This window comes from Blastopirellula sediminis (assembly GCF_020966755.1).
Taxonomy (GTDB): domain Bacteria; phylum Planctomycetota; class Planctomycetia; order Pirellulales; family Pirellulaceae; genus Blastopirellula; species Blastopirellula sediminis.
In genome coordinates, this window is record NZ_JAJKFT010000001.1 from 152,533 (window position 1) to 179,053 (window position 26,521).

General features: G+C 58.8%; 24 protein-coding genes. 13 read left to right on the forward strand and 11 right to left on the reverse strand.

Annotated elements, in window-relative coordinates; all coding sequences use genetic code 11:
* Window positions 1–453: 453 nt before the first annotated feature.
* Window positions 454–954, forward strand: a complete 501-nt coding sequence (locus tag LOC68_RS00665) for a hypothetical protein (protein ID WP_230214375.1) — start codon at window positions 454–456, stop codon at window positions 952–954.
* A gap of 91 nt (window positions 955–1,045) precedes the next feature.
* On the opposite strand, the gene LOC68_RS00670 is transcribed toward LOC68_RS00665, so the two are convergent.
* From LOC68_RS00670 to LOC68_RS00680, 3 genes are all read right to left on the reverse strand, one after another.
* Window positions 1,046–1,618, reverse strand: a complete 573-nt coding sequence (locus LOC68_RS00670; protein ID WP_230214377.1) for an RNA polymerase sigma factor — start codon at window positions 1,616–1,618, stop codon at window positions 1,046–1,048.
* 233 nt (window positions 1,619–1,851) lie between these two features.
* Window positions 1,852–2,148, reverse strand: coding sequence for a hypothetical protein (locus LOC68_RS00675; protein WP_230214379.1), 297 nt, complete (start codon window positions 2,146–2,148; stop codon window positions 1,852–1,854).
* Between the two features lie 449 nt (window positions 2,149–2,597).
* Window positions 2,598–3,059, reverse strand: coding sequence for a hypothetical protein (locus LOC68_RS00680; RefSeq protein ID WP_230214381.1), 462 nt, complete (start codon window positions 3,057–3,059; stop codon window positions 2,598–2,600).
* Window positions 3,060–3,512: 453 nt separating this feature from the next.
* Here LOC68_RS00680 and LOC68_RS00685 point away from each other — a divergent pair, with 453 nt between their 5' ends.
* Entirely contained in the window at window positions 3,513–4,331 is an 819-nt protein-coding gene (locus tag LOC68_RS00685; protein ID WP_230214383.1) for a peptidase MA family metallohydrolase, read from the forward strand.
* A 7-nt stretch (window positions 4,332–4,338) separates the two neighbouring features.
* Here the strand turns inward: LOC68_RS00685 and LOC68_RS00690 are convergent, their stop codons facing one another.
* Window positions 4,339–5,202 (reverse strand): anti-sigma factor, encoded by an 864-nt coding sequence (locus LOC68_RS00690; RefSeq protein WP_315858763.1) that lies wholly within the window; start codon window positions 5,200–5,202, stop codon window positions 4,339–4,341.
* 42 nt (window positions 5,203–5,244) lie between these two features.
* A complete protein-coding gene (locus tag LOC68_RS00695) occupies window positions 5,245–5,868 on the reverse strand; it encodes an RNA polymerase sigma factor (protein WP_230214387.1) in 624 nt (207 codons plus the stop codon).
* A 726-nt stretch (window positions 5,869–6,594) separates the two neighbouring features.
* On the opposite strand from LOC68_RS00695, the gene LOC68_RS00700 reads away from it, so the two are divergent.
* Together LOC68_RS00700 and LOC68_RS00705 are read left to right on the forward strand one after the other, a co-directional pair.
* Window positions 6,595–7,164 (forward strand): wax synthase family protein, encoded by a 570-nt coding sequence (locus LOC68_RS00700; RefSeq protein WP_230214389.1) that lies wholly within the window; start codon window positions 6,595–6,597, stop codon window positions 7,162–7,164.
* Window positions 7,161–7,574, forward strand: a complete 414-nt coding sequence (locus tag LOC68_RS00705; RefSeq protein ID WP_230214391.1) for a hypothetical protein — start codon at window positions 7,161–7,163, stop codon at window positions 7,572–7,574. The genes LOC68_RS00700 and LOC68_RS00705 overlap by 4 nt, the downstream gene beginning before the upstream one ends.
* A 4-nt stretch (window positions 7,575–7,578) precedes the next feature.
* Here the strand turns inward: LOC68_RS00705 and LOC68_RS00710 are convergent, their stop codons facing one another.
* Both LOC68_RS00710 and LOC68_RS00715 read right to left on the reverse strand, forming a co-directional pair.
* Window positions 7,579–8,868, reverse strand: a complete 1,290-nt coding sequence (locus tag LOC68_RS00710) for a glucuronate isomerase (RefSeq protein WP_230214393.1) — start codon at window positions 8,866–8,868, stop codon at window positions 7,579–7,581.
* 101 nt (window positions 8,869–8,969) lie between these two features.
* Window positions 8,970–9,659: a hypothetical protein gene (locus LOC68_RS00715; protein WP_230214395.1), complete on the reverse strand. Its 690-nt coding sequence runs from the start codon at window positions 9,657–9,659 to the stop codon at window positions 8,970–8,972.
* Between the two features lie 330 nt (window positions 9,660–9,989).
* On the opposite strand from LOC68_RS00715, the gene LOC68_RS00720 reads away from it, so the two are divergent.
* From LOC68_RS00720 to LOC68_RS00760, 9 genes are all read left to right on the forward strand, one after another.
* Window positions 9,990–10,766 carry an inositol monophosphatase family protein gene (locus LOC68_RS00720; RefSeq protein WP_230214397.1) on the forward strand — a complete coding sequence of 259 codons (777 nt, stop codon included), beginning with the start codon at window positions 9,990–9,992 and terminating at the stop codon, window positions 10,764–10,766.
* A gap of 32 nt (window positions 10,767–10,798) precedes the next feature.
* A complete protein-coding gene (locus tag LOC68_RS00725) occupies window positions 10,799–11,308 on the forward strand; it encodes a GNAT family N-acetyltransferase (RefSeq protein WP_230214398.1) in 510 nt (169 codons plus the stop codon).
* Window positions 11,309–11,437: 129 nt separating this feature from the next.
* Complete coding sequence (locus tag LOC68_RS00730; RefSeq protein ID WP_230214399.1) at window positions 11,438–12,607, forward strand: DegT/DnrJ/EryC1/StrS family aminotransferase; 1,170 nt, start codon at window positions 11,438–11,440, stop codon at window positions 12,605–12,607.
* 253 nt (window positions 12,608–12,860) lie between these two features.
* A complete protein-coding gene (locus tag LOC68_RS00735; protein ID WP_230214400.1) occupies window positions 12,861–15,146 on the forward strand; it encodes a DUF1592 domain-containing protein in 2,286 nt (761 codons plus the stop codon).
* Between the two features lie 19 nt (window positions 15,147–15,165).
* On the forward strand, window positions 15,166–16,509 hold the full coding sequence (locus LOC68_RS00740; RefSeq protein ID WP_230214401.1) for a DUF1552 domain-containing protein: 1,344 nt from the start codon (window positions 15,166–15,168) through the stop codon (window positions 16,507–16,509).
* 139 nt (window positions 16,510–16,648) lie between these two features.
* Window positions 16,649–19,750 carry a DUF1553 domain-containing protein gene (locus LOC68_RS00745; protein ID WP_230214404.1) on the forward strand — a complete coding sequence of 1,034 codons (3,102 nt, stop codon included), beginning with the start codon at window positions 16,649–16,651 and terminating at the stop codon, window positions 19,748–19,750.
* A gap of 4 nt (window positions 19,751–19,754) precedes the next feature.
* Window positions 19,755–21,182 carry a DUF1501 domain-containing protein gene (locus tag LOC68_RS00750; RefSeq protein WP_230214406.1) on the forward strand — a complete coding sequence of 476 codons (1,428 nt, stop codon included), beginning with the start codon at window positions 19,755–19,757 and terminating at the stop codon, window positions 21,180–21,182.
* Window positions 21,183–21,326: 144 nt separating this feature from the next.
* Complete coding sequence (locus tag LOC68_RS00755; RefSeq protein ID WP_230214408.1) at window positions 21,327–22,019, forward strand: 2OG-Fe(II) oxygenase; 693 nt, start codon at window positions 21,327–21,329, stop codon at window positions 22,017–22,019.
* A gap of 188 nt (window positions 22,020–22,207) precedes the next feature.
* Complete coding sequence (locus LOC68_RS00760; RefSeq protein ID WP_230214410.1) at window positions 22,208–23,146, forward strand: diguanylate cyclase; 939 nt, start codon at window positions 22,208–22,210, stop codon at window positions 23,144–23,146.
* Here LOC68_RS00760 and LOC68_RS00765 read toward each other — a convergent pair whose 3' ends face one another.
* From LOC68_RS00765 to LOC68_RS00780, 4 genes are all read right to left on the reverse strand, one after another.
* Complete coding sequence (locus tag LOC68_RS00765) at window positions 23,147–24,934, reverse strand: PQQ-binding-like beta-propeller repeat protein (RefSeq protein WP_230214412.1); 1,788 nt, start codon at window positions 24,932–24,934, stop codon at window positions 23,147–23,149. It abuts the gene before it with no gap.
* A 90-nt stretch (window positions 24,935–25,024) separates the two neighbouring features.
* Complete coding sequence (locus LOC68_RS00770; protein WP_230214414.1) at window positions 25,025–25,483, reverse strand: MarR family winged helix-turn-helix transcriptional regulator; 459 nt, start codon at window positions 25,481–25,483, stop codon at window positions 25,025–25,027.
* A 79-nt stretch (window positions 25,484–25,562) separates the two neighbouring features.
* Window positions 25,563–26,015 carry a DoxX family protein gene (locus tag LOC68_RS00775; RefSeq protein ID WP_230214416.1) on the reverse strand — a complete coding sequence of 151 codons (453 nt, stop codon included), beginning with the start codon at window positions 26,013–26,015 and terminating at the stop codon, window positions 25,563–25,565.
* Between the two features lie 103 nt (window positions 26,016–26,118).
* Window positions 26,119–26,337: a hypothetical protein gene (locus LOC68_RS00780; RefSeq protein WP_230214417.1), complete on the reverse strand. Its 219-nt coding sequence runs from the start codon at window positions 26,335–26,337 to the stop codon at window positions 26,119–26,121.
* Between the last annotated feature and the right edge of the window lie 184 nt (window positions 26,338–26,521).

A 26,521-nucleotide genomic window follows, 5' to 3' on the forward strand; every position in this document is an offset into this window, starting at 1 on the left:
CGAACGGGACTTTCGCGATTCGTTTGCGCTCAAATCAACAGTGGACTGGACTGCGCATTTTTTTTCGCCAGTTCATCGCAACCCATCGGGTGGTGATTTCGAGGGATAGCAGGTCGAGTGGCGCCATGGACCGGACCGTCACATGGCGCTGGTCATGACTTATCAGCCTTCTTCGATGCGACGCATGGAGGCGGCGAAGTCTTGGCTTTTCCCCAGTGACCTGAAGTCGACCCTAACACCGTGCGCTTTGTCAATGGAAAATGTCGCCACGCAAATTGCTTGGTGGATGCGTTTCCCGTATGCAATTCGACCGACTTGGCTTTGCAAGGGATCGCGTCTCCTTTTTTTGACCTGACCCCACTGCGGTAATTACGATAGAGCGTGTCCGATGCGAGCTGGGGCGACGCTTCTGCGGGCGATTCTTACTCCGACCTTCTTTCCGCGTATCTCACCATGAGTATCAAGCTGGCGAAGCTGCGTTGCCCGCGGTGCGGCAAATCGCTTGGGATCCCGCGTAAGTTGGCGGGGAAGACGACTCCCTGTCCGAAGTGCGGCGAGTCATTCACGATCGCTGATGATCTGTCGCGATTGATCACGCTAACTCCACCGACCGATGAAGAGCCGATCGTCGCACAAACGGCAGAAGCGGCGGAACCGCCGCTGGCGATGTCGGTCGAAAAGCCGGAGGGTTCGCGGTTTCCCTGGCTGATCGTGGTGCTCGGCGGCCTGACGATCATGACGCTGCTGGTGATTGTTGTCGTGGTGATATCTCTCCCGTCGACTACGACAATCACAACTCCAACGGAACTGACGGAAACGGAAGAGTCAGAGCCGGCAGAAGCGGAACCGGCGAACGAAGAGACCGAGGAACCCGGCGCTGGAGAAGAGCCGAAAAAGGAAATGATCTACGATCGCTCGCCGCAACCGGTTGAGCCGATGGGGCCGATGGAATAGAGGTCCCGAGAAATAACAAAACCGCCTGAGAACCTTAGCGATTCTCAGGCGGTTTCTTTTTTGCCAACGTCATTGGAACGTGCAGTCGCCGTTAGACGGCGATCTGCTCTTCCATCTCCTTCGCCAGACGCTTACGCGCGACGTGCAGACGACGCTTGATGGTACCAATCGGAGCATCAAACTCGTCGCTCATCTCACGCAGCGACTGACCTTCGACGTAAAACGCACGGAGCGTTTCGCGGTCGAGATCACGCAGTTGGGCCAGGCCCTCGTGCAGGTTCTCGGCGCGCTCGCCGTCGATCAGCATATCGAGCGGAGTGCGACGGTCGACGCAAGTCGCCGCCAGCGTATCCGGCTCGGTCGCGATGTCAGGAGGGCGGCGCACAGCGCGGTTGATCGCCATGCGGACCGTGATCGAACGCAGCCAGCCGGGGAAAGCCGCCGGCTCGCGGAGCTGATCCATCTTCTGCATCGCCTGGATGAAGACGTCCTGGCACAGTTCCTGCGCCTCAGCGTAATCACGCAGTCGCTTCAGTGCGATCGCGAAGACGACTCCCTGGAACTGCTCGACCAGTTGGCCGAACGCGTCACGGTCACCGGTCTGCGAAGCCGTAACCAGGGCGATCATCCGCTCTTTTTCGTCAAGTTGCGCGAAATCAGTCATCTTGAACTCTCTCTCGTATGGTTTTTGTATGGGAACTGCTGAGGACGCAGAGGCGGCGGCAGGCGAAGGTGCGTGCAACCGCGATTCGGCCGAAGAGCAGGAGGCGGTACGGAGAGCGCGAAAACGGACCGATGGGGTCACTGTCAACGCGAGCCGAGCGCGACTAGCTCAGGCGCCGTCGGGGCGAGCCTTGCAGACGAGAAGCGAGACGAATTGTCTGACGCGGTTGCGTCTTAGCTTCTGCCTATCCAGGCCGGCGATCCTTCCGATCGCACGGAGCCCCAACAAAACGCCGGCTGTAGTTGGCTTGGTTCTTGACAACCTGTTAGCCAACTCTCGCCGCCGAGCCATGACGGTTTCAAACCGCCGCCCTGTTTGGAGGGCGGGGTCAGATGCGTCATGGCATGACCATAGAGGCGCATCCACGTATCGAAGAAACGAACGCGAGCGACTTCAACGGCGACCACGGCGACGCGGGCGACTGCAGCGACAACAATGTTTTCGCGGATGTTGATAATGTCGTTACGCATTTTGAGTTCCTCCTACGCGGGTTGCGCAGTGAGAGAGTGAATAGAATCCGTTTCCTCAACCTACCCTGGCCGAGGAACGTTGAAATATATCGTGCCGCCGGAACGTCAGCAACTTTGTGAAAAAATTACCGAAGTATACAGTTCGACCGCAACATGCGATCGAGCTCGGCACACCAGTAAGACGGTACTTCGTCTGATTGGTTCACACGCTACGAAGATATTTTCTAAAAAACTCGGCGAGGGTAGGTGCGATGGATCACAGTTCGCCTTAAGGTGCTACTGCAAAACGGTTTGCGGTAATCGGGTTTCTGGTGGACATCGGGTCGCTAGCGTCAAAAAATCACGCCAAGAAACAAAAAACGACGCACAATCGCCCGGCTGGATGGTGAGCGACTGTGCGTCGACTCTGTCCCGTAATGAACTTCACGGGAACGGAGGTGCGTCTCCGACTAATGCTGGAAACGACGGGGATCGGTTTTGGGGTACATATACGACGGTCTGCTGCTTTCGACCGAACGATACGAGTACGACGGAACCATTGGGACCGGTTCGTACGAATAACGACGGGTCACGCCGGCATTGCTTTGGCCGGGTTCATACGAGTAGCGTCGGGTCACGTCGGCGTTATCCGTGCACCGTACTGTCGGTTTCACCTCGGTGCTCGGAACGGCTGGCTGCACGTTGTCGGCGGGGACCGTCGGCTCGTACGAGAAGCTACGATTTGCGTCTACCATCGGCGTCGCCTGGAAGGTCATCGTCGAACGGTAGGCTGGAGCTGCGTCGCGGCTCCAGAATCCATGGCCGAAGTCGCCACGCAGTTTAGCGCCGGCGCCGCGTTGGGCGAACGCGGTGGTCGTCGACAATCCAGCCATCAGCGCGACCAAAAGGGCCATCAAGAACATCTTTTTCATCGCACACCTCCTCAAAACTATCAATTAACTCGAATCTTGAATCGATTTTCTTTGGTGGGCTGCGTCACATGGCGCGGGCAATCGATCCGTTGCTAGATTCGATGCGGCGACCTTCTCGTTTCTTCACAGCGTCGCCAATGAATTCTTCGCCGAGGGGATTGGCCCAGTCCGGGCAACTTTTAGGCATCTGCTCAGATGCTCGGCATGTCTGCCTGTCCTTGGGGCATAACGGGCCGGTTCGCATCGTTGCGCATTGGCGGTCTAAAAGCTGTAACGGCTTTTAAGACAGATGGTTGCGAGTCTTTGTGTGTGAAACCGCAGGTCGATTTCGCGGTTTAGGCATGCAATTTGTCTTTACACGGGGCACGCCTACTTCGTGGGCGTTGCGGTCGACTTTGGGTGGCCAATATTTTTTCCCCCATGCGTGCACTTTCCCCCGGCGGAATCCATCGAATGCAGACTCGTTTCCACGGATTGTTCCTAATCCTCGGACTGGTCATTTCCCAACATGCAGGCGCCGCCGAGTGGGATAGCCAATCGAGCAACTTCCAGATTCGGACCTTCCGCGGCGGACCCAATGCCCAGCAGTTGCTGGAGCAGTGCGAAAGGCTGCGGTTGGACCTCCAGCAGGTCTGGCTCAGTGAGGCGGATCGCCGCGACTGGAGTCCCCGCTGTCAGGTAATCGTTCACGCGACCAAAGCGAGCTATCAGACCGCCGTCGGTGGCGGCGGAGCCCAGACCTCCGGCAGCAGCCTTGTTCAGGCATCGCGCGGCGTAATCGTGAATCGCCGAATCGATTTGCTCTACGACGCTAAAAAGGGGGCGAGCGCCCTGCCGCATGAGCTGACGCACATCGTCCTGGCCGATCGTTTTGAAGATGGACATCCGCCCCGCTGGCTGGATGAAGGAATCGCCACGATGGCCGATTCACAGGAGAAGCGGACGCTGCATCACCGCGATTGTCACGATGCGCTGCGCAGCGGCGACGCTCTGCGAGTCGTTCAGCTTCTTCGTTTAGAGCAGTTCACCTCGGCCAAACAGGTTCCCGCCTTCTACGGCCAGAGCTTGTCGCTGGTCCACTTCCTGGCGGAACAAGATGAGCCTACCAAGCTGATCGACTTCGCCGAAGCGGCGATCGAGCGCGGGTACGATCGAGCCTTGCGCGACATCTACCAGATCGAAGGGATTGAAGAGCTCGAACGGCGGTGGCGAAAGTATGCCTGGAATACCGGGGCGCGAGCGCCGCAGTCGTTGGTCTCGTTCGTCCGCTAAGCGGCCGCTACTCGTCGAGAAGACTGGCTCGCTCTCCGAACCAGCCGGTCAATTGACCAATTTCATTGGCGTCGTGCGCGCCAACGACAGTGATATGCCGATCCCCTTGTCGCCAGGTGGCGGCGACTCGTTTGTCGAGATCGACCACTTTCACTTTGGTGTCGCCATGGATCGCTTCGGTCGCCGGGCGATCGCCAAACCAAGCGGGACGTTCGCCGTCATGCTCGAAGAGCGCCAATGCGCTTCCATCGGGTCGTAAGTATTGGCAGTGGACGGCGTCGCCATGCGGCAGCTTTATCACGTTGCAGGAGTAATGCGCGTAACCTTCCGGCATGCCGGCGGTGATGGCTGGATGATAGCCCACGAAATGAACCGCGTTTTCGGCGTCGATCGGCTGGCCGTCGTATTCCGCCAGCAACAATTGCTGGGCGGCGACAGGATCGTGATGGAGCGTATCAAAGTACTGGTCAAAGACCGTGGCGATCGAAAGGTTGCCCAACATGGTGAGATTCGACTGGTAGCCGAACCAGCCGATCGCAAAGACGACGCTGGCGGCCAGCGCCAACACCCACGGAACAAAAGGGCCGGTGGTCCAACGATACGGCGCGGCCGCCGCCAGGCTTTCGGCAGAGACGCCGTCCGCAACGGCGAGTTGAGCTTCGAGCGAATCCCAGAGTCCCGGCGGAGGAAGCGGATGATCGAGCGTCGCCGTGATTTGCGACAGGTCGTGGAATTCGGTGAGTTCCTGGGCGCATGATTCGCAATCGGCCAGGTGATCGGCCATCGCCATCTGCGATTCTTCAGGCATTTCGCCATCGAAGAATTCTGACAATCGATCTCTAACTTCAGAGCAGTCCATTTTACGTTTCATCTTCGGAGGTCGGGCCGATCCGCCTTTTCAGCTCGAAACCGTTTACATGTCGGAATAACCCAGGTCCTGCAGTTGTCGTTTCAATTCTCGTCGCGCGCGATTCAATCGCGAGCCGACCGTTCCTTCCGGAATGTGGAGCGACTCAGCGATTTCGTGATACGAGTAGTCCTCGACCTCGCGTAGCAGGAAGATCGATCTTAACTCGGGATCGATACTTGCCAGCGCTTGTTCGAGCGCCTCTTTTTGTTCGGTTCGCTCGCCCGGCGCGGTCGATTCTTCCTCCGGCTCCCAGTCGAGATCGCTATGCTTGTGACGGCGATTGCGCCGCAAGTGCTGTAGCGCCTCGTTTACGGCGATTCGATGAAGCCAAGTTTCGAACTTTGAGCGGCCGTCGAACTTGTCAATTGAGCGAAACGCTTGCAGGAAAACCTGCTGCGTGACGTCGGCGGCGTCTTGCGGCCCGGCGATTCGGGCGGCGACGCGAAAGACGTGCTCGCTGCACGCGTCGTACAGCTGACGACGCGCTGCCATGTTTCCTTGCCGACAAGCCGCTGCGACTTCGGCCAAAGGATCAACTCCTGGGGGAATCGATTCTTCGTTCACTTTCTTCGATGCGGCGAGCTCGCTGTTTCTTCGCGAGATATCGGGAGTTTTTGCCGTATTCATGGTAGGGCCGACCGCCGGCTTTCGGTACTCCCTACGGAACCTGACCGTGGTGGATGAAGCGTTGAATTTCTAGCGAAACCGCAACTTCGAATCAGGACGCCTTAGAGCTGCAGGTGCCAGTCTCTACCTGCAATACGAATAAAGATCGGCACCGGATTCTTAATTGTGCTATCAATCTGACAATCATTGCATTGAAACAGCGTAATGTGCAACTTTCTACGGTATTTCGCAGGCGTAGGGGGAATTCCACGGGATTAATTGATTTGCTTGGATATCGGTTCGGGAGGGATTCTTTGTTACCAACGTGGTCAATATCACGGTTGTTAATAGCAGAATGGTTTCCCCTCGTTCCTTTTTGCTCCAAACCGAATGATCGCAATCGCCCGAAAAGAAGATTCTGAAGGGCAAACCTCGCCGATAGGGACAGGTTGGACTTGGCTGGCAATCCTCGCAGCGGTACCCGTCACGGCGGCAATCTTGTGCGTCTCCCCCGAAATGACTGGGTGGGGGCGAATGTGGCTGTTAGCGGTGGCGATTTACCTGGGGTGCAAATGGCTGACGTGGATCGGGTGTGGGGTCCCCTCGACTCTCTCGAGGAGCCTCGCTTACTGGTTGGCTTGGCCAGGGCTTGATGCGACGGCGTTTCTTTCGACAGCACCCCAGCGTGACATCGCGCCGCCGAAAGCCTCCGAGTGGTTCTGGGCTGGCGCGAAAATGATGGTGGGAATGTCTCTGTTGGGGATGGCGACAGGTCTGGCGGAACTTCCTAATAAGTTGGCTGTCGGCTGGCTCGGCATGGTGGGGATGATTCTTCTGTTGCACTTCGGGCTATTTCATCTCCTGTCGTGCTGGTGGAGAAGTCGAGGAGTCGACGCTCCGCCGCTGATGAACGCTCCGCTGTTGGCTCGCTCGGTTTCCGAGTTTTGGGGACGGCGCTGGAACGGGGCCTTTCGCGATCTGACGCATCGTTTTTTATTCCGCACGCTGGCGGTGCGCATCGGCGCGGCATGGGCCGTGATGATCGGGTTTTTGTTCAGCGGACTGGTGCATGACATGGTCATCTCTTATCCGGCAGGCGGTGGATATGGATGGCCCACCGCCTATTTCTTGCTGCAAGGGAGCGCCATTCTGCTGGAGCGGAGTTGGCTGGGGAAGCGAGCCTCGCTTCATCGTGGTTGGCAGGGAAGGGCGTTCGCCGCGGTCGTGCTGGTCGCGCCAATCGCGTGGTTATTTCATCACTGGTTTGTCGAGAACATCATTGTCCCGATGCTGCTCGTCTGGAAAGAAATCGGATGAACCTGACGTTAGAAACGCTGTTGCGCGTCGCCGGCGGCGTTCAGTTGTGCGTACTGATCGCTTCAGCGTTAGTTCCAATTCGATTGAATTGGAAGCAAGAACTCGCCTGTCTCTCGCCGCTGCATCGTCAGATGTATTGGGTCTACGGCGGCTACGTCGTCTTGTCGATCGTCGCTTTCGGCCTAATAACGCTGCTAAACGCGGCGCAGTTGGCAGGGGGAGATTTCCTGGCCCGCTCGTTTTGCCTGTATGTCGCAATCTTTTGGGGCCTGCGATTGCCCCTTCAAGCCGTCTTTGACGTGAAGGAGCATCTGACGACCTGGTGGTTGAAGCTGGGCTACAACACGTTAACCGTGCTGTTCTGCTGTTTCACCGGGCTATACGCGTATAGTGCGTTTCGACCAAGTTAAGCGATTAGCCTTCGAGTCCGAAGATTGACTCGACGTTGCCGCGAAGGACGGTCCGCCCCAATTCCAGGGCGCGATCTTCGCTCCAGCCGCGATCGACGACGAAGCGTTCGGCCAGCACCTTGGCGAGGATCCGCTTGAACATCGCGAACTTCGGCATGCCGAACTCCAGCTTGTACATGTCGCTGTAGTAGCCGATCACCTTGGTTTGCGGAATCGCTTCCAACCGCGCGGCCAGATCGCTTTCGATGTAGGCCGGCGTGTTGGAGTACCACCAGTGACCGTTGGCGACGACGTTCGGGAAGATCCAACTGTAGCTGACGAGCTCTTGGTTGGTGACGCTGGCCAGGACCGAGACCGGGAACGTGACGTCGCGGAACGCGTTGAAGAGCTGGCGATACTGAATCAGCGAGACCCGGCTGTCGTAGAGGTCTTGCCCCTGGTAGACGCCGGTTTCGTAGACGCCGCGATTGACGCCGATCATCAGGTCGAACGGCAACTTGTGCTGACGGCAACGTTCGGCCAGCGACCAGAAGACGAAGTTCGACGCAGCGTGGCGATCGTTAGGATCGGCGTCTAGTCCTTTGCCCAGGATGTTTTTGATCGCGATGTCGGCGCGGTTGTCGCTCACATAATGCGGAGCGAAATCCGGGGGCAGCGAGATCGCACAGGCCTTAGCCCCTTTGCCGACGAAGTGATCGAACAGCTTATCGAGCGCACTTTCGAGCGCCGCACGCCCGCTGATCGAAATCCCGGTCGCATTTTCGAGGCGTTCGGCGACCGGCAGTTTCGAGAGATGGAAGACCAAGTCGTCGGTTCGCAGGCAGGGGATGTAACGCGAAGTGTCGAAACCTTCCAGCGCGTCGTCAAAGTCGTTGGTCAGAAAGACCCCTTCCAACTTGCTTTCGCGCAGGACCGTTTCTTCCCAGTCGTCGCACGCCATCCGCTCGGCGGCCGAGTCGTAGAGCGCTTCCCAGTTGTCGGTCGTCAGTCGCTCGTCCGCGAAGCCGAACATCTTCTGCGCGAACTCGATGAACCAGCTGTACTGGATCGTGTTTTCGATCGGACCAAAGTTCTCGACCAAGCGGCGAACTTTCTCTTTCGGATCGAGACCGGGCTCTTCGATCTGATCCTTCGGCATGCCGGCCGAGTGCGAAAGTTCGGTGTAGTAGTGATACCCCAGGATGTCGGCTAGCGTCGTCGACGCCGGGCTGAGCGGATTGATGTGCGAATGGGGGTCAACCAGAACGATTTGGTCTAGCTGTTCAAAAAGCTGTTTTCGCAACTCGATCGACATGGGGGGACCGGCTAAGTGAAGTGGAGTGTGACAAAGATCTCAGCGTAACTGAAATGTGTGCGCATTTCATCCCCCAGGAATTTCAGTGGCGGGGGGATGAACTAGGTCGTAAGAGGCAATTCCGACTGACGAAACGCTTCGTACTTCGCTGCGAGAGACTCCGCCAAACCGTCACGCTCGGCAAAGAGCGCCCGAACGCGAACCTGACGGATGACCCCTTTTTCCAAAGCAGCGGCGAAGGACTGAACGGCGAGTTGGTTTTCGCTGACGACGATCTCGTCGGCGTCGCCGGGGAAGTACATCAAACAGATCGCCAGCTCATCATCGATCGGCGCAGCGAGGACGACGTTTTCGCCTGGCGTCGAATCGGACTGAGCGTCGACCAACTGACCATCCAAGAGGCGAAAAGTTTTCTCTGTTGAGGGAACGAAGAGGGAGATTGGGGCCGCGTAGTCGAGGAGCGATGTCTGACGCGACAAGATCAGGTCGCAAGCCGCTTCGTCAGAGACGGCGCGAATATAGGCCTGGGTGCGGACCGGAGAGTTTTCGGTCTCTTCCCCCGTAAAAACCAGGTCATTTTCGCGTATATAGACGTCCGACTGCAGCGGTACGCCGAAGTCGATTTGAATCGTTTGTTGGCCGCTGGGGGCAAGTTTCGTCAGGCGTACTTGCAGCGGATTGTCTTGTACGACCGCAAGTCGGCAAGTTCCAACAATGGACTCAAACTGTTGCGTGCCAGTCGAGCGCCAAGTGCGACCGGAAGGAGATTCATTAATAGAAGGGACAGGCATGATGGAGAGCGAATCGATGCGGTCGGACAATAAAAAAACCCCGTCTCTCACCAAGGTGAGCGACGGGGCCGGAACAGAGAAGAGGCCGGAATTGCGCCCGTGGGGCGAGGCTTTATGAATGGTATGATGCCTTAGGTGGCCCTCTTCCACTCGTCATGATACCAAAGTAGTCGTCATTGTCCACCTTTTGGTTCCCAAAATATTCGCTGAAAGTTTTCGATCTGCACATCCTGGTCAGATCGGTAGTTCTAAAGGCGACTCGATCACTTATCATTGGTCCTGGCGGCGACCGCAGAGGCGACCCAGATAGCCCGATGTTGAGAGAGCCAAATGTCTGATTATTTAACGACTTGCGAGAGAGCTGCCCGAGCAGCAGGCGCCGTTTTGCTCGATTGGCAAGGGAAGTTTCGCATCCGCGAGAAGGGGCGGGCCGACCTCGTCACCGAGGCGGACGTCGAGTCCCAAAAGAAGATCCAAGAAATCGTTCTGGGTGATTTTCCTGATCATGGATTCTTGGGAGAAGAGGAAGACCCGGCAAATGCGGCCTCGGCGCAGTATGACTATCGCTGGATCGCCGACCCGCTCGATGGGACCACCAACTATGTTCATGGGCTAGCGAATTATTCGGTATCACTTGCTTTGCAGCATAAGGGGGAAGTGATCGTCGGCGTCGTCTACGATCCCGTCCATGACCAATGCTTTGCAGCCGAGCGCGGCAAAGGGGCGACGCTCAACGGCGCGAAGCTTTCAGTCAGCGACATTACCGATCTGGAAGGGGCGTTGGTCGCCGCAAGTTTTGCGGCCGGGATCCAGCGCGACTCGCCCGAGATTCATCAGTTCGTCGAAGTTCTCGTTCGCTGTCAGGCGATGCGCCGGCTTGGCTCGGCGGCGCTCAATTTGGCCTACGTCGCCGCCGGGATTTTGGACGCCTACTGGGCGTCGAGCGTTAAAATATGGGATGTGGCCGCCGGCGTGTTAATCGTCGAAGAAGCAGGCGGCGTCATTCGCGGCGTGGGAGGAGAGCGGTTCGACTGGAATCGTCCCAAAGTCGTCGCGACGTCGACTCTCGCTCTGCATGATCAACTCCAGGCCGCCATCAAAGTTTGACCTCATCGCGATTCACCTCGGAGCCTTCTCCCATGATTATTCGCCCCGAAACGCCGGACGACGTTCCGGCGATCCGTACCCTGTTGTTGGCCGCCTTTCCGACTGCCATCGAAAATGAAATTGTCGATCAGATTCGGGAGGCCGATTGCGAGCAAATCTCGCTTGTCGCCGACGAAGAGGGGCAAATTGTCGGGCAGATCTTGTTCACGCCAGCGACGATCGAGCGCGGTAAGCACGTTGTGAATGGTTGGGGGCTTGCACCGGTATCGGTATTACCGAAAGCGCAGGGGCGCGGAGTTGGCGCCGAGTTGATCCGCCAGGGACTCGATCAGTTGCGCGTGATGGACGCCAACTTCGTGATCGTCCTGGGCGATCCCAAGTACTACCCGAAGTTCGGCTTTCAACCGTCGTCGCAGTGGAACGTTCGTTCCGAACTGGCCGGCGTTCCCGATGAGGCGTTCATGATGATCGCCTATTGCGAAGATGCGATCGGCGACGGTGGGATTGCCAAGTACCGCAAAGAGTTCGCTTCGGCCGTCTAGCGAGCGTTTGCTAGCGAGCGTTTCGCTTGATCTTGACCTTTCCTTCGCTTCCATCTAGCTTTTCGCGACAGACCGGTCTGTTCATTGGACGAACGGAGGGTCGAAGCAAGGAAGTACGGAGATTCAAGGATGAGCGCTCAAGAGTCGGCGGGCCGTCCCGCCTCGGTTCCGCTGTTGGATGTCGCCCGCGGCAATGCCCCGTTGCATACCGAGTTCGTTGCGGCGCTGGAAAACGTCTTGAACTCCGGCCGGTTCGTCTTCGGACCTGAAGTTTTCGAGCTCGAAAAGCAGATTGCCGAAGCGTCTCATGCGAAGTACGGCATTAGCTGCGCTTCCGGGAGCGACGCAATTTTGCTCGCCTTGATGGCCTATGAAATTGGCCCCGGCGACGAAGTGATCGTCCCGAGCTTTACCTTCTTTGCGACCGCCAGCGCCGTGTGGCGATTGGGCGCCAAGCCGGTCTTCGCCGACATCGACCCGGTCACCTTCAATATCGACCCGGAAGCGATCGCCGCTGCGATTACCCCGAACACCAAGGCGATCATCCCGGTTCACTTATTCGGCCAGGCGGCCGACATGACCGCGATCAACGCAATCGCCGCCGCTCACGATCTATGGGTGATTGAAGACGCCTGCCAGGCGATCTTGTCCGAATACGATGGCCAGCCGGTCGGTTCGATCGGCGACGTCGGTTGCTTCAGCTTCTACCCGACCAAGAACCTGGGCGGGATGGGCGACGGCGGCATGCTGACGACCAACGATGAAGAGTTGGCCGCCAAGCTCCGTTTGTACCGCGGTCACGGCATGGAACCGCGCTATTACCACTCGGTGGTCGGCATTAACAGCCGCCTGGATACGTTCCAGGCCGCCACGCTGCTGGTCAAAATGGAAAAGCTGAACGAGTGGACCGAAATGCGTCGCGAGAACGCCGCTCGTTACAACGAACTGTTCCGCGCCGCCGGGATGGACGAATGCATCATCCTGCCGAGCGAATCGCCGGAACATAAGCATGCCTGGAACCAGTACACCGTCCGCGTGCCGCAGGGTCGCCGAGACGACCTGCGGAAGCACCTGGCCGATCACAAGATCGGCAGCGAGGTCTACTATCCAGTACCGCTCCACCAGCAGGTCTGCTTCGCCAACATGGGGCCGCACGCCTCGCTGGTCGAAACGGAAAAGGCGGCCAAGGAAGTGTTGAGCCTGCCGATCTTCCCGGAGCTGACCGCCGCCGAGCAGCGGGTAGTCGTCGAATCGATCGAGCAGTTCTACGTCGCCGTCAACAAGAAGGCGGTCGCCTAAGGCGATTCACCCAAATTCGATGGAAATTGAGTCGCCCCCACTTTTGGCGGCGACTTCCCGCAAAGTACCCCCGATCCCGCACATTTTTGCAGCGATTTGCGCGGGAATCGGAAATGATGGGCAATTCGGCGTATTTGATGGACGTACCATGCGCCGATTTGTATAATCTCCAGCTGGGCTTAGCCATTTCCTGCCTACCTTTCGGCTCCTCCCAGCTCCACGCCTGATTCCCGCCTTTCATCGGACTGCATCCTTGCGATTTCCTTCGCTCCTTTTGTCGACTGCGCTCACGCTAGCGATCTGCTCGTCGCTACGGGCTGATCCTGCGCAGCATCAGGCCGCTTTCGACAAGCAAGTGAAGCCGTTTCTGACCAAGTACTGCAACGATTGCCACTCGGGTGATTCGGCCGAGTCAGGCATTGATTTCGCCTCGTTCAGTAAGGCGGAACAGGTGATGACCAGCGGTCGCAAGAGCTGGCAGAAGACGCTTGATCAACTCGCCTCGGGAGCGATGCCGCCGAAAGACGAGACGCAACCCTCGGCCGAAGAGATGGCGCAAACCCTGGAGTGGATCCGAGGCGCCCTGGCCGATTACTCATGTGACGGTCCGGCCGACCCCGGCCGCGAGACGATCCGTCGTCTGAACCGCGCCGAATACGAAAACACGATTCGTGATCTGGTCGGCGTCGAGTTTAAGGCCACCGAAGAGTTCCCGGCCGATGACGTTGGTTATGGGTTCGACAATATCGGCGACGTCCTTTCCCTCTCGCCGCTTCTGTTGGAGAAGTATTACGACGCTGCGGTAACGATCGCCGACAAGGCGATTGTGTCTGATCCGAAGAGCCTGATTCGCAGCGAACGCTTGAAGAACTTCAAGCTGAAAGATGGCTCGAAGAGCGACGATCGACTCACCTTCGCATCGCACAATGTTGGGACGACCGATTTTGAAGTCGATGCGCCGGGCGAGTACAAAATCTCGATTCGCGCCTTCGGCACGCGAGCCGGCGACCAGTTGCCCAACATGCACGTCAAGTTGGACGACCAAAATAAAGACTTCGCCGTCGACGCAACGCGCGGCAAAGAGAAAGACTACGAGATCACCAAACGCTTCAGCAAGGGAAAGCATCACCTCGAGATCTCGTTCACCAACGACCACTACGATCCGAACAACGCCAATCCGAATCTTCGCGATCGCAACCTGATTGTGACCAGCGTGAAGTTGGTCGGACCGCCGGAGATCAAACCGGACAGCTATCCCGAGTCGCATCGCCAGATTTTCGTCGCCTATCCAGGCGACGAGGGGATCACGTTTGAGGTTGCCGCCCGACGGAACCTGACCCGGTTTGCGTCGCGTGCCTATCGCCGTCCCGTCACCGCGGACGAAATCAATCGCTTGTACACGCTGGTCGCCGCCGCTCAGGCCGACGGAGCGAACTTTGAAGAGTCGGTTCGTGAGGGGATCATCGCGATCCTCTGCTCGCCAAACTTCCTATTCCGCGTCGAAGTGGATGAGGCTCAAGGCCCGGTCCGCCAACTGACGGAGTACGAGTTGGCCGCACGGCTTTCCTACTTCCTCTGGAGCAGCGCTCCGGATCAGGAACTGTTGACGCTGGCCTACGAAGGAAAGTTGCGATCGCAGCTCGACCAACAGATCGAGCGGATGATGAAATCGCCAAAGAGCACCGCGCTGGTCGAAAACTTCGCTGGGCAGTGGCTGCAATTGCGGAACCTGGAATCGGCCAAGCCGAACATTCGCCAGTTCCGTTCGTTCACGCCGCAACTGGCCAAGTCGATGCGGCGCGAAACGGAGCTCTTTTTCGAGTCGATCGTGCGGGAGGATCGGAGCATCCTCGACCTGATCGGCGCCGACTACACCTATTTGGACGAATCGCTTGCCAAGCACTACGGCGTGAAGGACGTTAATGGGGAAGAGTTCCGCAAAGTGTCGCTTGGCGACAAGGGACGCGGCGGCATTTTGACCCACGCGAGCATTTTGACCGTTACCTCAAATCCGACCCGGACTTCGCCGGTGAAGCGGGGGAAATGGGTCCTGGAAAACGTGCTGGGAACGCCTCCTCCGGATCCGCCGGCCGACGTGCCGACGTTGGAAGGGCAAAAAGAGCTGAAGGGAACCCTCCGGGAGCGGATGGCACAGCATATGGCCAATCCCAGTTGTGCATCTTGCCATGCCCGAATGGACCCGATTGGATTCGCCCTGGAAAACTTCGACGCCGTCGGGGCTTTCCGCGACAAGGACGAAGGGCAGAAAATTGACGCCTCCGGCGAGTTGCCTGGGGGGATAAAATTTGATGGGGCGAAAGGACTGCGCCAACTGATCCTCACCGAACATCGTGACGAATTCGTTCGCACGTTTTCCGAAAAGATGCTGACCTACGCCTTGGGACGCGGCGTCGAGTACTACGACATGTGCGCCGTCGACGCGATTCAAGACGAACTGGAACGTAACGATTACCGTTTCTCCGCGCTGGTGAAAGCGATCGTCCACAGCGATCCCTTCCAGAAGCGCCGTACGAATTAGAACGGAGAGGGAGTCCGACATGAGCACCACGATTTCTCGACGTACGATGCTTCGCGGTTTTGGCGCCGCCATGGCGCTGCCGTGGCTGGAACAGATGGCTCCCGCCGCTTCGGCCGCCGCCGCAACCGGCAAACCGCCGGTACGCATGGCGTTCCTCTACGTTCCCAACGGCGTGAACGTCGACCAGTGGCGTCCCCAAGGGGAAGGCGCCGATTGGCAGCTTTCGCCGACCCTTTCGTCGCTGAAAGACGTGAAGTCGGAGATGACCGCGTTCACCGGTCTGACCTTGCGTGGCGCGTTCGCATTGGGTGACGGCGGCGGCGACCACGCTCGCAGCGTCGCCTCCTTCTTGACCGGCTCGCATCCGAAGAAGACCGACGGCGCCGACATCAGCAACGACGTCTCGGTCGACCAGTTCGCCGCCAAGGAATTGGGTTACGCGACGAAGTTCCCCTCGCTGGAACTCGGCTGCGAACCGAGCGCCCAGGCCGGCAAGTGCGACTCCGGTTACAGCTGCGTTTACACCTCGAACATGGCATGGCGAAATTCGACTTCGCACGTCGGCAAAGAGATCAACCCGCAAGCTGCGTTCGATCGCTTGTTCGGCAACGAAAACGCGAAGGAATCGGCGGAGAGCCGCGCTCTGCGTTACAAGCGAAAGAAGAGCGTCCTCGACTTCGTGATGGACGACGCCAAGCGTTTGAACCAGAAGCTAGGCCAGTCGGATCAACGCAAGTTGGATGAATACCTGTATGCGGTTCGCGAGATCGAACGCCGCGTACAGCAGTCGATCAAGCTGGAAGGGACCGAAGTCGACGTTCCGGACTATCCGCGTCCGAAAGGTGTGCCGGCCGATTACGGCGAGCACGTCCGCTTGATGATGGACATGATGGTGTTGGCCTTCCAGACCGACATGACTCGCGTTTCGACCTTCATGTTCACCAACGCCGGCAGCAACCGCACCTATAACAACATCGGCGTCAGCGACGGGCACCACTCGATTTCGCACCACGGGCGGAACAAAGAGAAGCTCGAAAAGATCGCCAAGATCGACGCCTATCACGTCGAGCAATACGCTTACCTCGTCAAGGAACTGCAGAAGATCCGCGAGGGAGACGGCACGCTGCTCGACAACTGCATGGTCATGTACGGCAGCGGCATCAGCGACGGCGATCGCCACAACCACAACGACCTGCCGATCATCATGGCGGGGCGCGGCGGCGGAGCGATCAAGCCGAATCGTCACCTGGTTTATCCCGACAGCACGCCGCTGACCAACCTCTATGTGTCGATGCTCGAAATCATGGGGGCCAAGACCGATCGCTTTGGCGATTCGAACGGACGGCTCACGAATCTGGGCTAATCCGGGCCTTTCACCGGCAAAATCGTTACAAGCGGGCACGACGTAGGTTGTGCCCGCTTTTTTGCGCATTTGCCTTCTCCCGAAGGGCGATAAGATAGAAGGTGACGTCACCTTATCTCCCCAATTTGTGCATTTGCCGTTGAAGCTGTCGCTCTTCCAGCTTGCTATCCTCGCCCTTTCGGCGATCGGGACTCGCTATGTCCTGGCCGACAGTCCGGACGGTGTACGCCCCGACTTCGCGGCCGAGGTCCTGCCGATCCTGACGCAGCGCTGTTTCGCTTGTCATGGCCCTGACGAAAACAAACGGGAAGCCGGCCTGCGGCTCGATCAGGCCGCTTCGTTCTTCCACCGTCGTGGTGATGAACCGGCGATCGTTCAGCCCGGCGACGCCGCACATAGCGAGCTCTATCGCCGCCTGGTCGCCAGCGACCCTGACGCCCAAATGCCTCCGCCCAAGCATGGCGATCCACTCTCCCTCAACGAGATCACCACGATCAAGCGTTGGATCGATTCCGGCGCCAAATGGGAAGGGCACTGGGCGTTTCAGCCGATCGTCAAACCAGAGCTTCCCGCAGCCTATCCCGGCTGGAGCGATCAGCCGATTGATCGCCTGGTCGCTGCGAAGTGGAAAGGGCAGGGGCTGACTCCCGCCAAGCCGGCCGATCGGGAGATGCTCCTCCGCCGCGTCACCTTCGCGCTAACCGGTTTGCCGCCGTCCGCTGCAGAGATTCAAGACTTTGTCGCCGATAACAGGCCGGACGCCTATGAGCGGGTTGTCGATCGGCTGCTCGCGTCGCCACGTTACGGAGAGCAGATGGCGCGGCAGTGGCTCGACCTGGCGCGATACGCCGACACGCATGGTTTTAACATCGATAGCTACCGCGACATGTGGCGATGGCGCGATTGGGTGATCGACGCTTACAACGCCAACATGCCGTTCGATCAATTCACGCGGGAGCAGTTGGCTGGCGATCTGTTGCCCAATGCCACCGTCGACCAAATCACCGCGACCGGTTTTAATCGCAATCATCCCATCAACGATGAGATGGGAGCGATCCCAGAAGAGTATCTCCACTTCTACGCCGCGGACCGAACCAACACCACAGCGACCGTTTGGCTGGGACTGACGCTCGCCTGCGCCGAGTGCCATGACCACAAGTACGATCCAATCTCGCAGCGCGACTACTACCAGTTCTACGCCTTCTTCAACAACGTTGACGACCTCGGTCTCGACGGTCGCCGCGGCAATGCGGCGCCCGTGATCGTCAGTCCGACGAAACGCCAACGCGAGCAGCTCGCCGTTTTCGACCAGCAGATTGCGACGCTCGACGCGGCGCTTGCCGCTTCGCGTGATCATGCGAAGGAGGCTCTCGCCGCGTGGGAACTTTCCGCCGAGAAAGACGCCGCCGCGGCGAAACCGCCGGCTGACAGTGCGGCCCGTTTTTCGTTGGACGGCGACAGCGCCGCGGTGAAGATCGCCCGCGAGAACGATGAGCCGCCGTTGTTTTTGCCGGGCAAATTCGATCAGGCGCTCCTCTGCGACGGGCGAACGCTGATCACGCCGAGTGAAGCGATCCAGTTGGGCGACACCTTCTCGATTGGGCTTTGGGTTTACCCGACCACGTCGAGTCCGACCGTGCTGGCTGCGTCGCCTGACTTTACGCTGATGCTCGATCGGGGCGAAATGGTTTACGAGTCGATTGAGCGCCGTCTGCACACGACGGAGGTCATGGTCAAGAACCTCTGGCAACAAGTTACCCTGACCGTCGACGGCAAGAGCATCGCTCTTTATCGCGACGGCGTCGCGCTTCCATTATCAGAGAGCGAACGGGTCGACACGATGGAAGTCGACGAGGCCTCCCCCGAAGTGCATCAGTTGCAAATTGCCGGTGCCGGCGCCACCGATGGTTTTCGCGGGCTGCTGGATGACGTCCGCATCTATGCACGGACGCTTAGTCCGCTCGAGGTCCAGCGTCTCGGCGGCGGTGATCCGATTGGCGAGATTCTGGCCAAGTCGATCTCCGAACGAACCGCCGCCGAGCAAGCGACGCTGCTCGACTACTATCTGCGCAAAAGCGATCCGAAGTATGCCGAAACGGTCGAGCGACACGATGCGGTTGCGCGGCAGCGCCGTCGTCTGATGGAAGATTTTCCTGAGACGATGGTGATGCGAGAGAGGACCGATCGTCGCCCCGCCCGCATCTTACAGCGTGGTCGCTATGATCTCCCTGGCGAAACGGTCGCGCCCGATGTGCTCGCCGGCTTGCCGCCGCTGCCGAAGAACGCCCAGGCCGATCGCTTGGCGCTTGCCAATTGGCTGGTCGATGATCGTCAGCCGCTGACCGCCCGCGTGGCGGTCAATCGCTATTGGCAGACGCTCTTCGGCAACTCGCTGGTGGCGTCGCCCGAAGATTTTGGTCTGCGTAGCTCACCGCCGAGCAATCCAGAGTTACTCGACTACCTTGCTGCGGACTTCCGCGAAAGCGGCTGGGACGTCAAACGGCTGCTGAAGCAAATGGTGATGTCCGCCGCGTATCAGCAAACGAGCGCCGTTTCCGAGGCCGAATGGGAGGCCGATCCGACCAATCAGTTTGTCGCTCGCGGTCCACGCCTCCGTCTCACGGCCGAGCAACTGCGTGACGCCGCGCTGGCGGCCAGCGGTCTGCTGAACGAACAACTCGGCGGACCGAGCGTTCGTCCCTATCAGCCGCCGGGGCTGTGGGAAGCGATTTCGTATGGACGCGACTTCACCGCCCAGCGGTATGCCCAGGATCATGGGGATAGGCTCTATCGCCGTAGCCTTTACACCTTCTGGAAACGTTCGTCACCGCCACCGAACTTGTCGGCGTTTGACGCCCCGAATCGTGAATTCTGCACGCTGACCCGCAGTCGAACCAACACGCCGCAGCAAGCGCTGGTGCTGATGAACGATCCGACCTTCGTCGAAGCGGCCCGCGTGTTGGCGGCCAAAGTGATGCAGTCGCACGATGATGTCGATGAGCAGATTGCTGCGGCGTTCGTGGACCTGACGTCACGTGCGCCCAGCCAGGAAGAACAGCAGATTCTGACGCGTTTGTATCAGTCGCAGCTGGCACACTATGAAGAGTCTCCTGACGCGGCGAAGTTGCTGATTGCGATCGGCGAAGCGCCGGCGGCCGATGTGCCCGCCGTACAGCAGGCCGCGATGACGATGGTCATAAGTACGATCATGAACCTCGACGAGGCGATTCACGCCAACTAACCGTATGCACGACGCCAACCGACAACTCGCCAACTTGCTCAGCCGCCGACTCTTCTTCGGCCAGGCCGGGACGGCGCTGGGCGCGGCGGCGCTTCTGTCACTGGGAGAATCGCCGGCGGAGGCCGCTGTGCGCAATGCGGCGGCGAAGGCGAAGCGGGTAATCTACCTCTGCCAGTCCGGCGCTCCGTCGCAGCATGATCTATTCGACTACAAGCCGCTCCTCTCGCAACGTCAGGGAGAAGAGCTCCCCGATTCGATCCGCGGCGGACAACGTCTGACCGGGATGACCGCCGATCAAACGACGTTCCCGCTGACCCCGAGCATCTTCCCGTTCACGCAGCATGGCGCTCGCGGCGCGTGGTTCAGTTCGGCCGTGCCGCAGATGGCGAAGCTCGCGGATGACGCTTGCTTCATCCACTCGATGCATACCGAAGCGATCAATCACGATCCGGCGATGACGCTGCTGCAAACCGGTACGCAGCAGCCAGGGCGACCAAGTCTAGGCGCGTGGGTTAGCTACGGCCTGGGGAGCGAGAACGCCGATCTGCCGGCGTTCGTCGTCCTCATTTCGCGCGGTAGCAGTCCTGGGAATCAGCAGCCGCTGGCCGACAAGCTGTGGAGCAGCGCCTTTTTGCCGGCCGAGCATCAAGGAGTGAAGTTCCGCGGTAGCGGCGATCCGATTCTTTATCTGGGGGACCCGGCCGGCGTTTCGCGACAGTCGCGACGCCAGATGATCGAAGCGGTCGCTCAGTTGAATCGCTTGGAAGCCAAGTCGATTCCTGATCCGGAGATTGAAGCGAGAATCGCTCAGTACGAACTCGCCTATCGTATGCAGGCCTCGGCGCCGGAACTGGTCGATTTTCGGGACGAACCGGAAGCGACGTTCGCTCTTTACGGCGAAGATGCGCGAAAGCCGGGGACCTTTGCGGCGAATTGCTTGTTAGCCCGGCGACTGGCGGAACGTGACGTCCGCTTTATTCAGCTCTACCATCGCGGTTGGGACCAGCATCTTCACTTGCCGCGCGACTTGGCGCGGCAATGTCGCGACGTCGATCAGGCGTCGGCGGCGCTCGTGCAAGATTTGAAGGACCGCGGGCTGCTCGAAGATACGCTGGTCGTCTGGGGGGGCGAGTTTGGCCGCACCGCCTATTGCCAGGGAGAGTTGACCGCCGACGATTACGGCCGCGATCATCATCCCCGCTGCTTCACCATCTGGATGGCCGGCGGCGGCGTTCGTCCCGGCATTCAATATGGCAAGACCGATGAGTTCGGCTACAACGTCGTCGAAAACCCGGTTCACATCCACGATCTGAACGCGACCATTCTGCATCAGTTGGGGGTCAATCACTTGGATTTGACCTACCGCTACCAAGGTCGCGATTTCCGGCTGACCGATATCGCCGGCAATGTGGTCAGCGACATCCTGCAGTAGTAGCCCGAAGCGCAAGCAAGGGAAATGCGGCCGGGAGGAAATAGCGACTCTCCCATTCTTTCGTCATTCGAGCTTCGAGCTTCGACATTCGTCATTCTGCCAAACGCATTCCCTCGGCTTGCGCCTCGGGCTATGATGTCGAACATGGAACCACTGCAACTTAATTGGGACGTGATTGCCGATCAGTTGGACCACTACGGCTGTTCGGTGGTCGACCTCTTATCGCCGGAAGAGTGCGCCGCTCAGATCACCTTGTTTGAAGCGGATGAACTCTTCCGCAAGCACGTGATCATGGAAGAGCAGGGGTACGGTCGCGGCCAATACAAGTACTTCGTCTATCCCTTGCCGGAGAAGGTCGCCCAGCTGCGGACGAACCTCTATCCCGGTTTGGCGGCGATCGCCAATCGCTGGAACGAAACGCTGCAGATCGACGTCCGTTTTCCAGTTACGCACCAGCAGTTTTTAGATCGCTGTCATGAAGCGGGGCAGCAGAAACCGACGCCGCTGTTGTTGCGGTACGAAGCGGACGACTTCAATTGTCTGCACCAGGACGTTTACGGCGAGCATGTTTTCCCGCTGCAGGTCGCCATCTTGCTTAGTTCTCCCGGCGACGACTTCACCGGAGGGGAGTTTGTGCTGACCGCGGAAGGGAGTCGCATGCAGCCTCAAGCGGAAGTCGTTCCGCTCCAACAAGGCCAAGGGGTGATCTTCCCTGTGCGGCAGCGACCCTTGGCCCGAGAGGCCGGATTCGAGTCGATCGACATGCGGCATGGCGTCAGTCGCCTCCGTTCGGGACGGCGGCATACGCTGGGGATCATCTTTCATGATGCGGTGTAGCGGTCATTTTGGCTGGTTCATGTCGTAACGATTGCGCCGGTCTTCGCAAACATAACTCGCTTGGACTGGCGGGGATGACGCATCAGGGGCGATAAATCGGAGTCGCTGGGCTCGATTGACGTAGATTCAAAACAGGCGTAACGCCTTCGAATCTCATCTGTCGGGCTGGTCTGCTCAGGTAACATCGCATGAATGATTTCGTTCGCTTGCTGTTGGTCGAAGACAACGACTCCGAAGCGCAGTTGATTCTGAATTGCCTGGAGAGTTGCGCTGAATTTTCGCTTACGCTCGATCGGTCCGCCACTCTGAGCGACGCGATTGCCGCGACGCATGACCATTCGTATGACCTGTTGATCGTCGATCTCGAACTGCCGGACTGCGCCGGTTTGGCGAACGTCACCCGCTTGCGAGAAGCGGCGCCATCGGCGACGGTGATCGTGCTATCGAGCGACGAAGATGAGCAGGATGCGCTCGAGGCGATTCGCCATGGCGCCCAAGAGCGTCTCTCGAAACAAGATCTCCAATCACCGCAATTGGTGCGAATCATCCGCCATTCGCTGGCGCGACAGCAGCATCTACTGACCGCCCAGTCGCAGGCGATGACCGACGCGCTGACCGGCATCGGCAATCGCCGCGCTTTTGAACGCGAAATGGAGCGTCGACTCCACGAAAATCGCCGTCACGGCATCCCCTTCAGTTTAGCCGTGTTCGACATCGATCACTTCAAGCGAATCAACGACGACTGGGGACATGACGTCGGCGACAAGACGTTGCGCGTCGTCGGCGAAAGTTTGTACAACGAACTCCGAGCGACCGACATGGTGACGCGGCTCGGCGGCGAAGTCTTTGCGGTGATCTTCGTTTCGACCCACTTGAACGAAGCGCTGCAAGTTTCGCATCGGGTCTGCGCGAAAATCAACGAGATGTGCGGCGCCAGGATCCAGGATGAATTGCGACTCACTTTGAGCGGCGGAGTCGCGGAAGTGAAAACGGGAGACGATCTCCGCGCAATCCTTAATCGAGCCGATGAAGCTCTCTATGTCGCCAAACATAGCGGCCGCAACTGCTGTCTGGCTCACGATGGGGCCAACATTTCGGCGGAACCGGCCATCGCTTGTGCAACGTAGTTAAGGGGCCGCTTGGGCGGCGACCTCTTGGACCAGCGGCAACCGATAGCAGGCCGCTTCCTGCGAGTTGCGGACGTAAAGCCGATCGCTGACGACGACCGGATGGTTCCAGGTCTTGCCTTCCAGCGCCGGCAGTTTCGCCAATTCGACCAATTCCTCCGGATCGGCTTTCAGCAGAATCGCTTCTCCTTCTTCGCTGATCACCAGCAGCAAGTCGCTATCGGCGAGCAGTAGAACTTGCCCTTTGCCGTAACGGCCTCCTTTCCAGTTGCGATCCCCGGTCGCCAGGTCGATGCTGCTGAAGATCGCGACGTCAAAACCATAGGCGTGCCCTTTGTGGACGACCATGTCGTTGAAGTCGGGCTTCATGTTGCGGGAGGTCCAAAGTTCTTCCGCGGTCAACTCGTCCCCCGATTTGTTGATCCGAATTGCATGCGTTCCCTGCCCCAGCCCGGTTGGGATCAGGATCGTATCATCGTCTATCACTTCCGGTTGAACGGCTCGATACCCTTCGTAGACCCACTCAAAATTGAGTCGCACTTTGCCGGTCGCCGGGTCGATCAGATCCAGGCCAAGGTCGGTCAGCATCAAGATCAGCGGCTCGCCGGCGACGGTCGCAAATTGCGGCGAACTGTAAGATTTGGTCCCCGATGGCGCCGACCAGCGAATTTCGCCGGTCGCGGCGTCGAGCGCGAGCAGTCCCTTATCTCCTGGGGCGCCGGAATAGCAGATAACCAGAGAGTCGACCACCAGCGGCGAGGCCGAAAAGCCCCACATCGGCGTTTCGCATTCGGCCAACTCACGCAGGTCCTGCTTCCAAACGACTTCGCCGGTCGCTGCATCCAGACGCATCAGATAGCCGGTCGAACCCATCGCGTAGAGTCCACCGTCAGCCAATGTCGGAGTGGCGCGGGGACCGGGACCGCCGAGCGGGTCTTCGATCCGCGACTCGATCTCCTGTTTCCAGATTTCTTTGCCGGTGTCGGCGGCGTAGCAGACGATCGCTTCGTTCGGCCCGCGTTGCTCTTGCGTGAAGAGATAGTCGCCGGCGATGACGAACGACGACCAGCCAGGGCCGACGAACGACTTCCAAAGTAACTCGGGCGGGTTGGCGCTCCAGTCGCTATCGATTTTCGGGCCATGTTGGCGAGCGTCGCGGTTCGGGCCGCGGAAGCCGGGCCAAGTTGGATTGGCGAGCGCCGCCTGTAGTTCGGCGACGACGTTTTGGGCTGGCGCGGCGGCGCCAGGTTGGGCCAACAACTTTTCTTCGTTGGTGGGAGTCCACCGCCAAGAGAGCGTCATCCCGAAATCTCCCCACATCCCTGCACTTCGCAAGAGCGTTGAGTAGCCGAACCCCGCGATCGCTACCAAGAGGGCAATGACGGTCCTACGGAACGACAACAGCTGCGCACAGACGATCGTCGCCAGTGCGAACCCGGCGAATCCCATTGGCAACGTGACAGTCAGCGTACCAGGGCCGATCATCGATTTGTCGACCGTCGCTACCGTAATCACTAGCGCGGCGATCAACACGACGAAGCCGGTCAGACGTTCGTACCAAGCAGCCCGACTGGCAATTAACCACCACAGCAAAATGGCGATGCTGCAGAGCGCCGGCCCGAACGCAGCCGACATCCAGAGCATCGGCGGTCCATCTTCCAGCATGAGCGGCAAGTAGCGCAACACCGCCATCCCGATCAGCAGGAGAATGGGAGGCCAGATGCGGAGCGGTTTTAGCCGCGACGTCGGTTCCGCTTGTTCGATCGGTTCGCTCGATTCCGCACTCATCGCATCGTTCCTGAAAGAGGCAAGGACAGGGAACTCGTAGCACGCGTCATGGTCGGTGCGAGCGTCGGTGCGGTCGCACGTTGCGGTCGTTTATTCGGCACAAGGAGGAAATGGATCGATCCCGTCCGAGCCGACGTTGATTTCCATTCGCCACAGCATGTCGCGGAGCGTTTCAATTTCCTGGGCCGAAAAACCGGCTCGCAGCTCTTTGTCGAACTTGACCGCGGCGGTTTTCATCTGCTCGAACTTCGTGCGACCCGCTTGGGTCAGCGTTACCTGGTGAACGCGGCGATTTTCTGGATCGCGGGTTCGGGTAAGCAATCCTTCCGCTTCCATGCCATTGAGGTGATGCGTGAGGGTCGGGCCTTGAATCCCGACAGCCGCCGCCAACTCGGTCTGCGCGCGATGTTCCTGTTGCACGAGAGCTAGCAGGACAAACCAGGTCGGCATCGAACCTCCGGATTCGGCCAGCGCATCCTCAAATGCGCGAGCGACTACCTTGGTCGTCAGCGCCAATTGACGCCCGATGGGCGTTTGCTTCGGTTTCATGTTTGAAACGATAGACGTCGAACGATTCGAAGTCAATCGGTTGCGTGAGCTTTGTTCCAATCTTCATTGTTTAGGCTCGTCAGCCGCGTTTTCGCCAGAGCGACGGACCGGTTGTCGACGGATCAAGCGTCGCCAATAGGAACGAAGCGGCGGCCGCTGTCCAGACGGAGTAGCTGAGCGGGCCTTCGGGGCCGGTCGCCAACGTCATGCTTACCCCGAAACTGAGCAAAAGGATTCCGCTTAACAGCGCAACGCGGCGAATTGCGATCCCGGCGAGCAGCGCGACGGCAAGCGTCACTTCCAGAACCGTTGCCGTCCATCCGACCGTGTTCGCCAGGTTTCCCGGCAAGAACCAGAGCAAAAGTCGGGTGTAGGCGAGGAACTGCTCCATGTTTCCCCACGCAACCTCGCTTGAACCGAGTTTGGTCCAAATCCCAAAGCGGTCGGCGACCGCCGACAAGAAGGAAGCGGCGAGAGCGACTCGGACAAACGTTGCGGCGTACGGAAGAAAGCGAGAAGCGGTTGGCGACACGTTGTGACTCTATAAATGGGGCTTGCGGTTCACGGCAAAACCCGATTCTAGGATCCAACTGGCACGGTTCCAGATCCACTTCGCAGTGAATTCATAGGGCCAATTATTGCGACCAGAATTCCATCGAACCGTCATGGGATTGCTCGGTAGCTTGTTCCGTTGATGGTCGCATAACTTGAACGGTCATCGCGAAATCAGATTGGCATCCACGTTGACCGATCTGTGCGAGTCGATCGGCAGGATCGACGACGATGGTGCGAAATCGACGGTTGCGAGTATTGCGAAGCAGTTTCGCTTCGATCAGACGGAGCTGCGTCTCCATGCGATTAACCTTTCCTGGGCGTCGTAGGACGTACCGTCAACGACGTGATTTTCCTTCGCCCGCTTAACTCGAAGTGGATTGCAGTTCACATGCCAAACGTAGGAAAAGCGGTTTTGGCGCCAATTTCAGGCGGATTCGCGCTTTCGATTCACCCACGTTGATCGGCGGCCGACCAGTGGTTGTC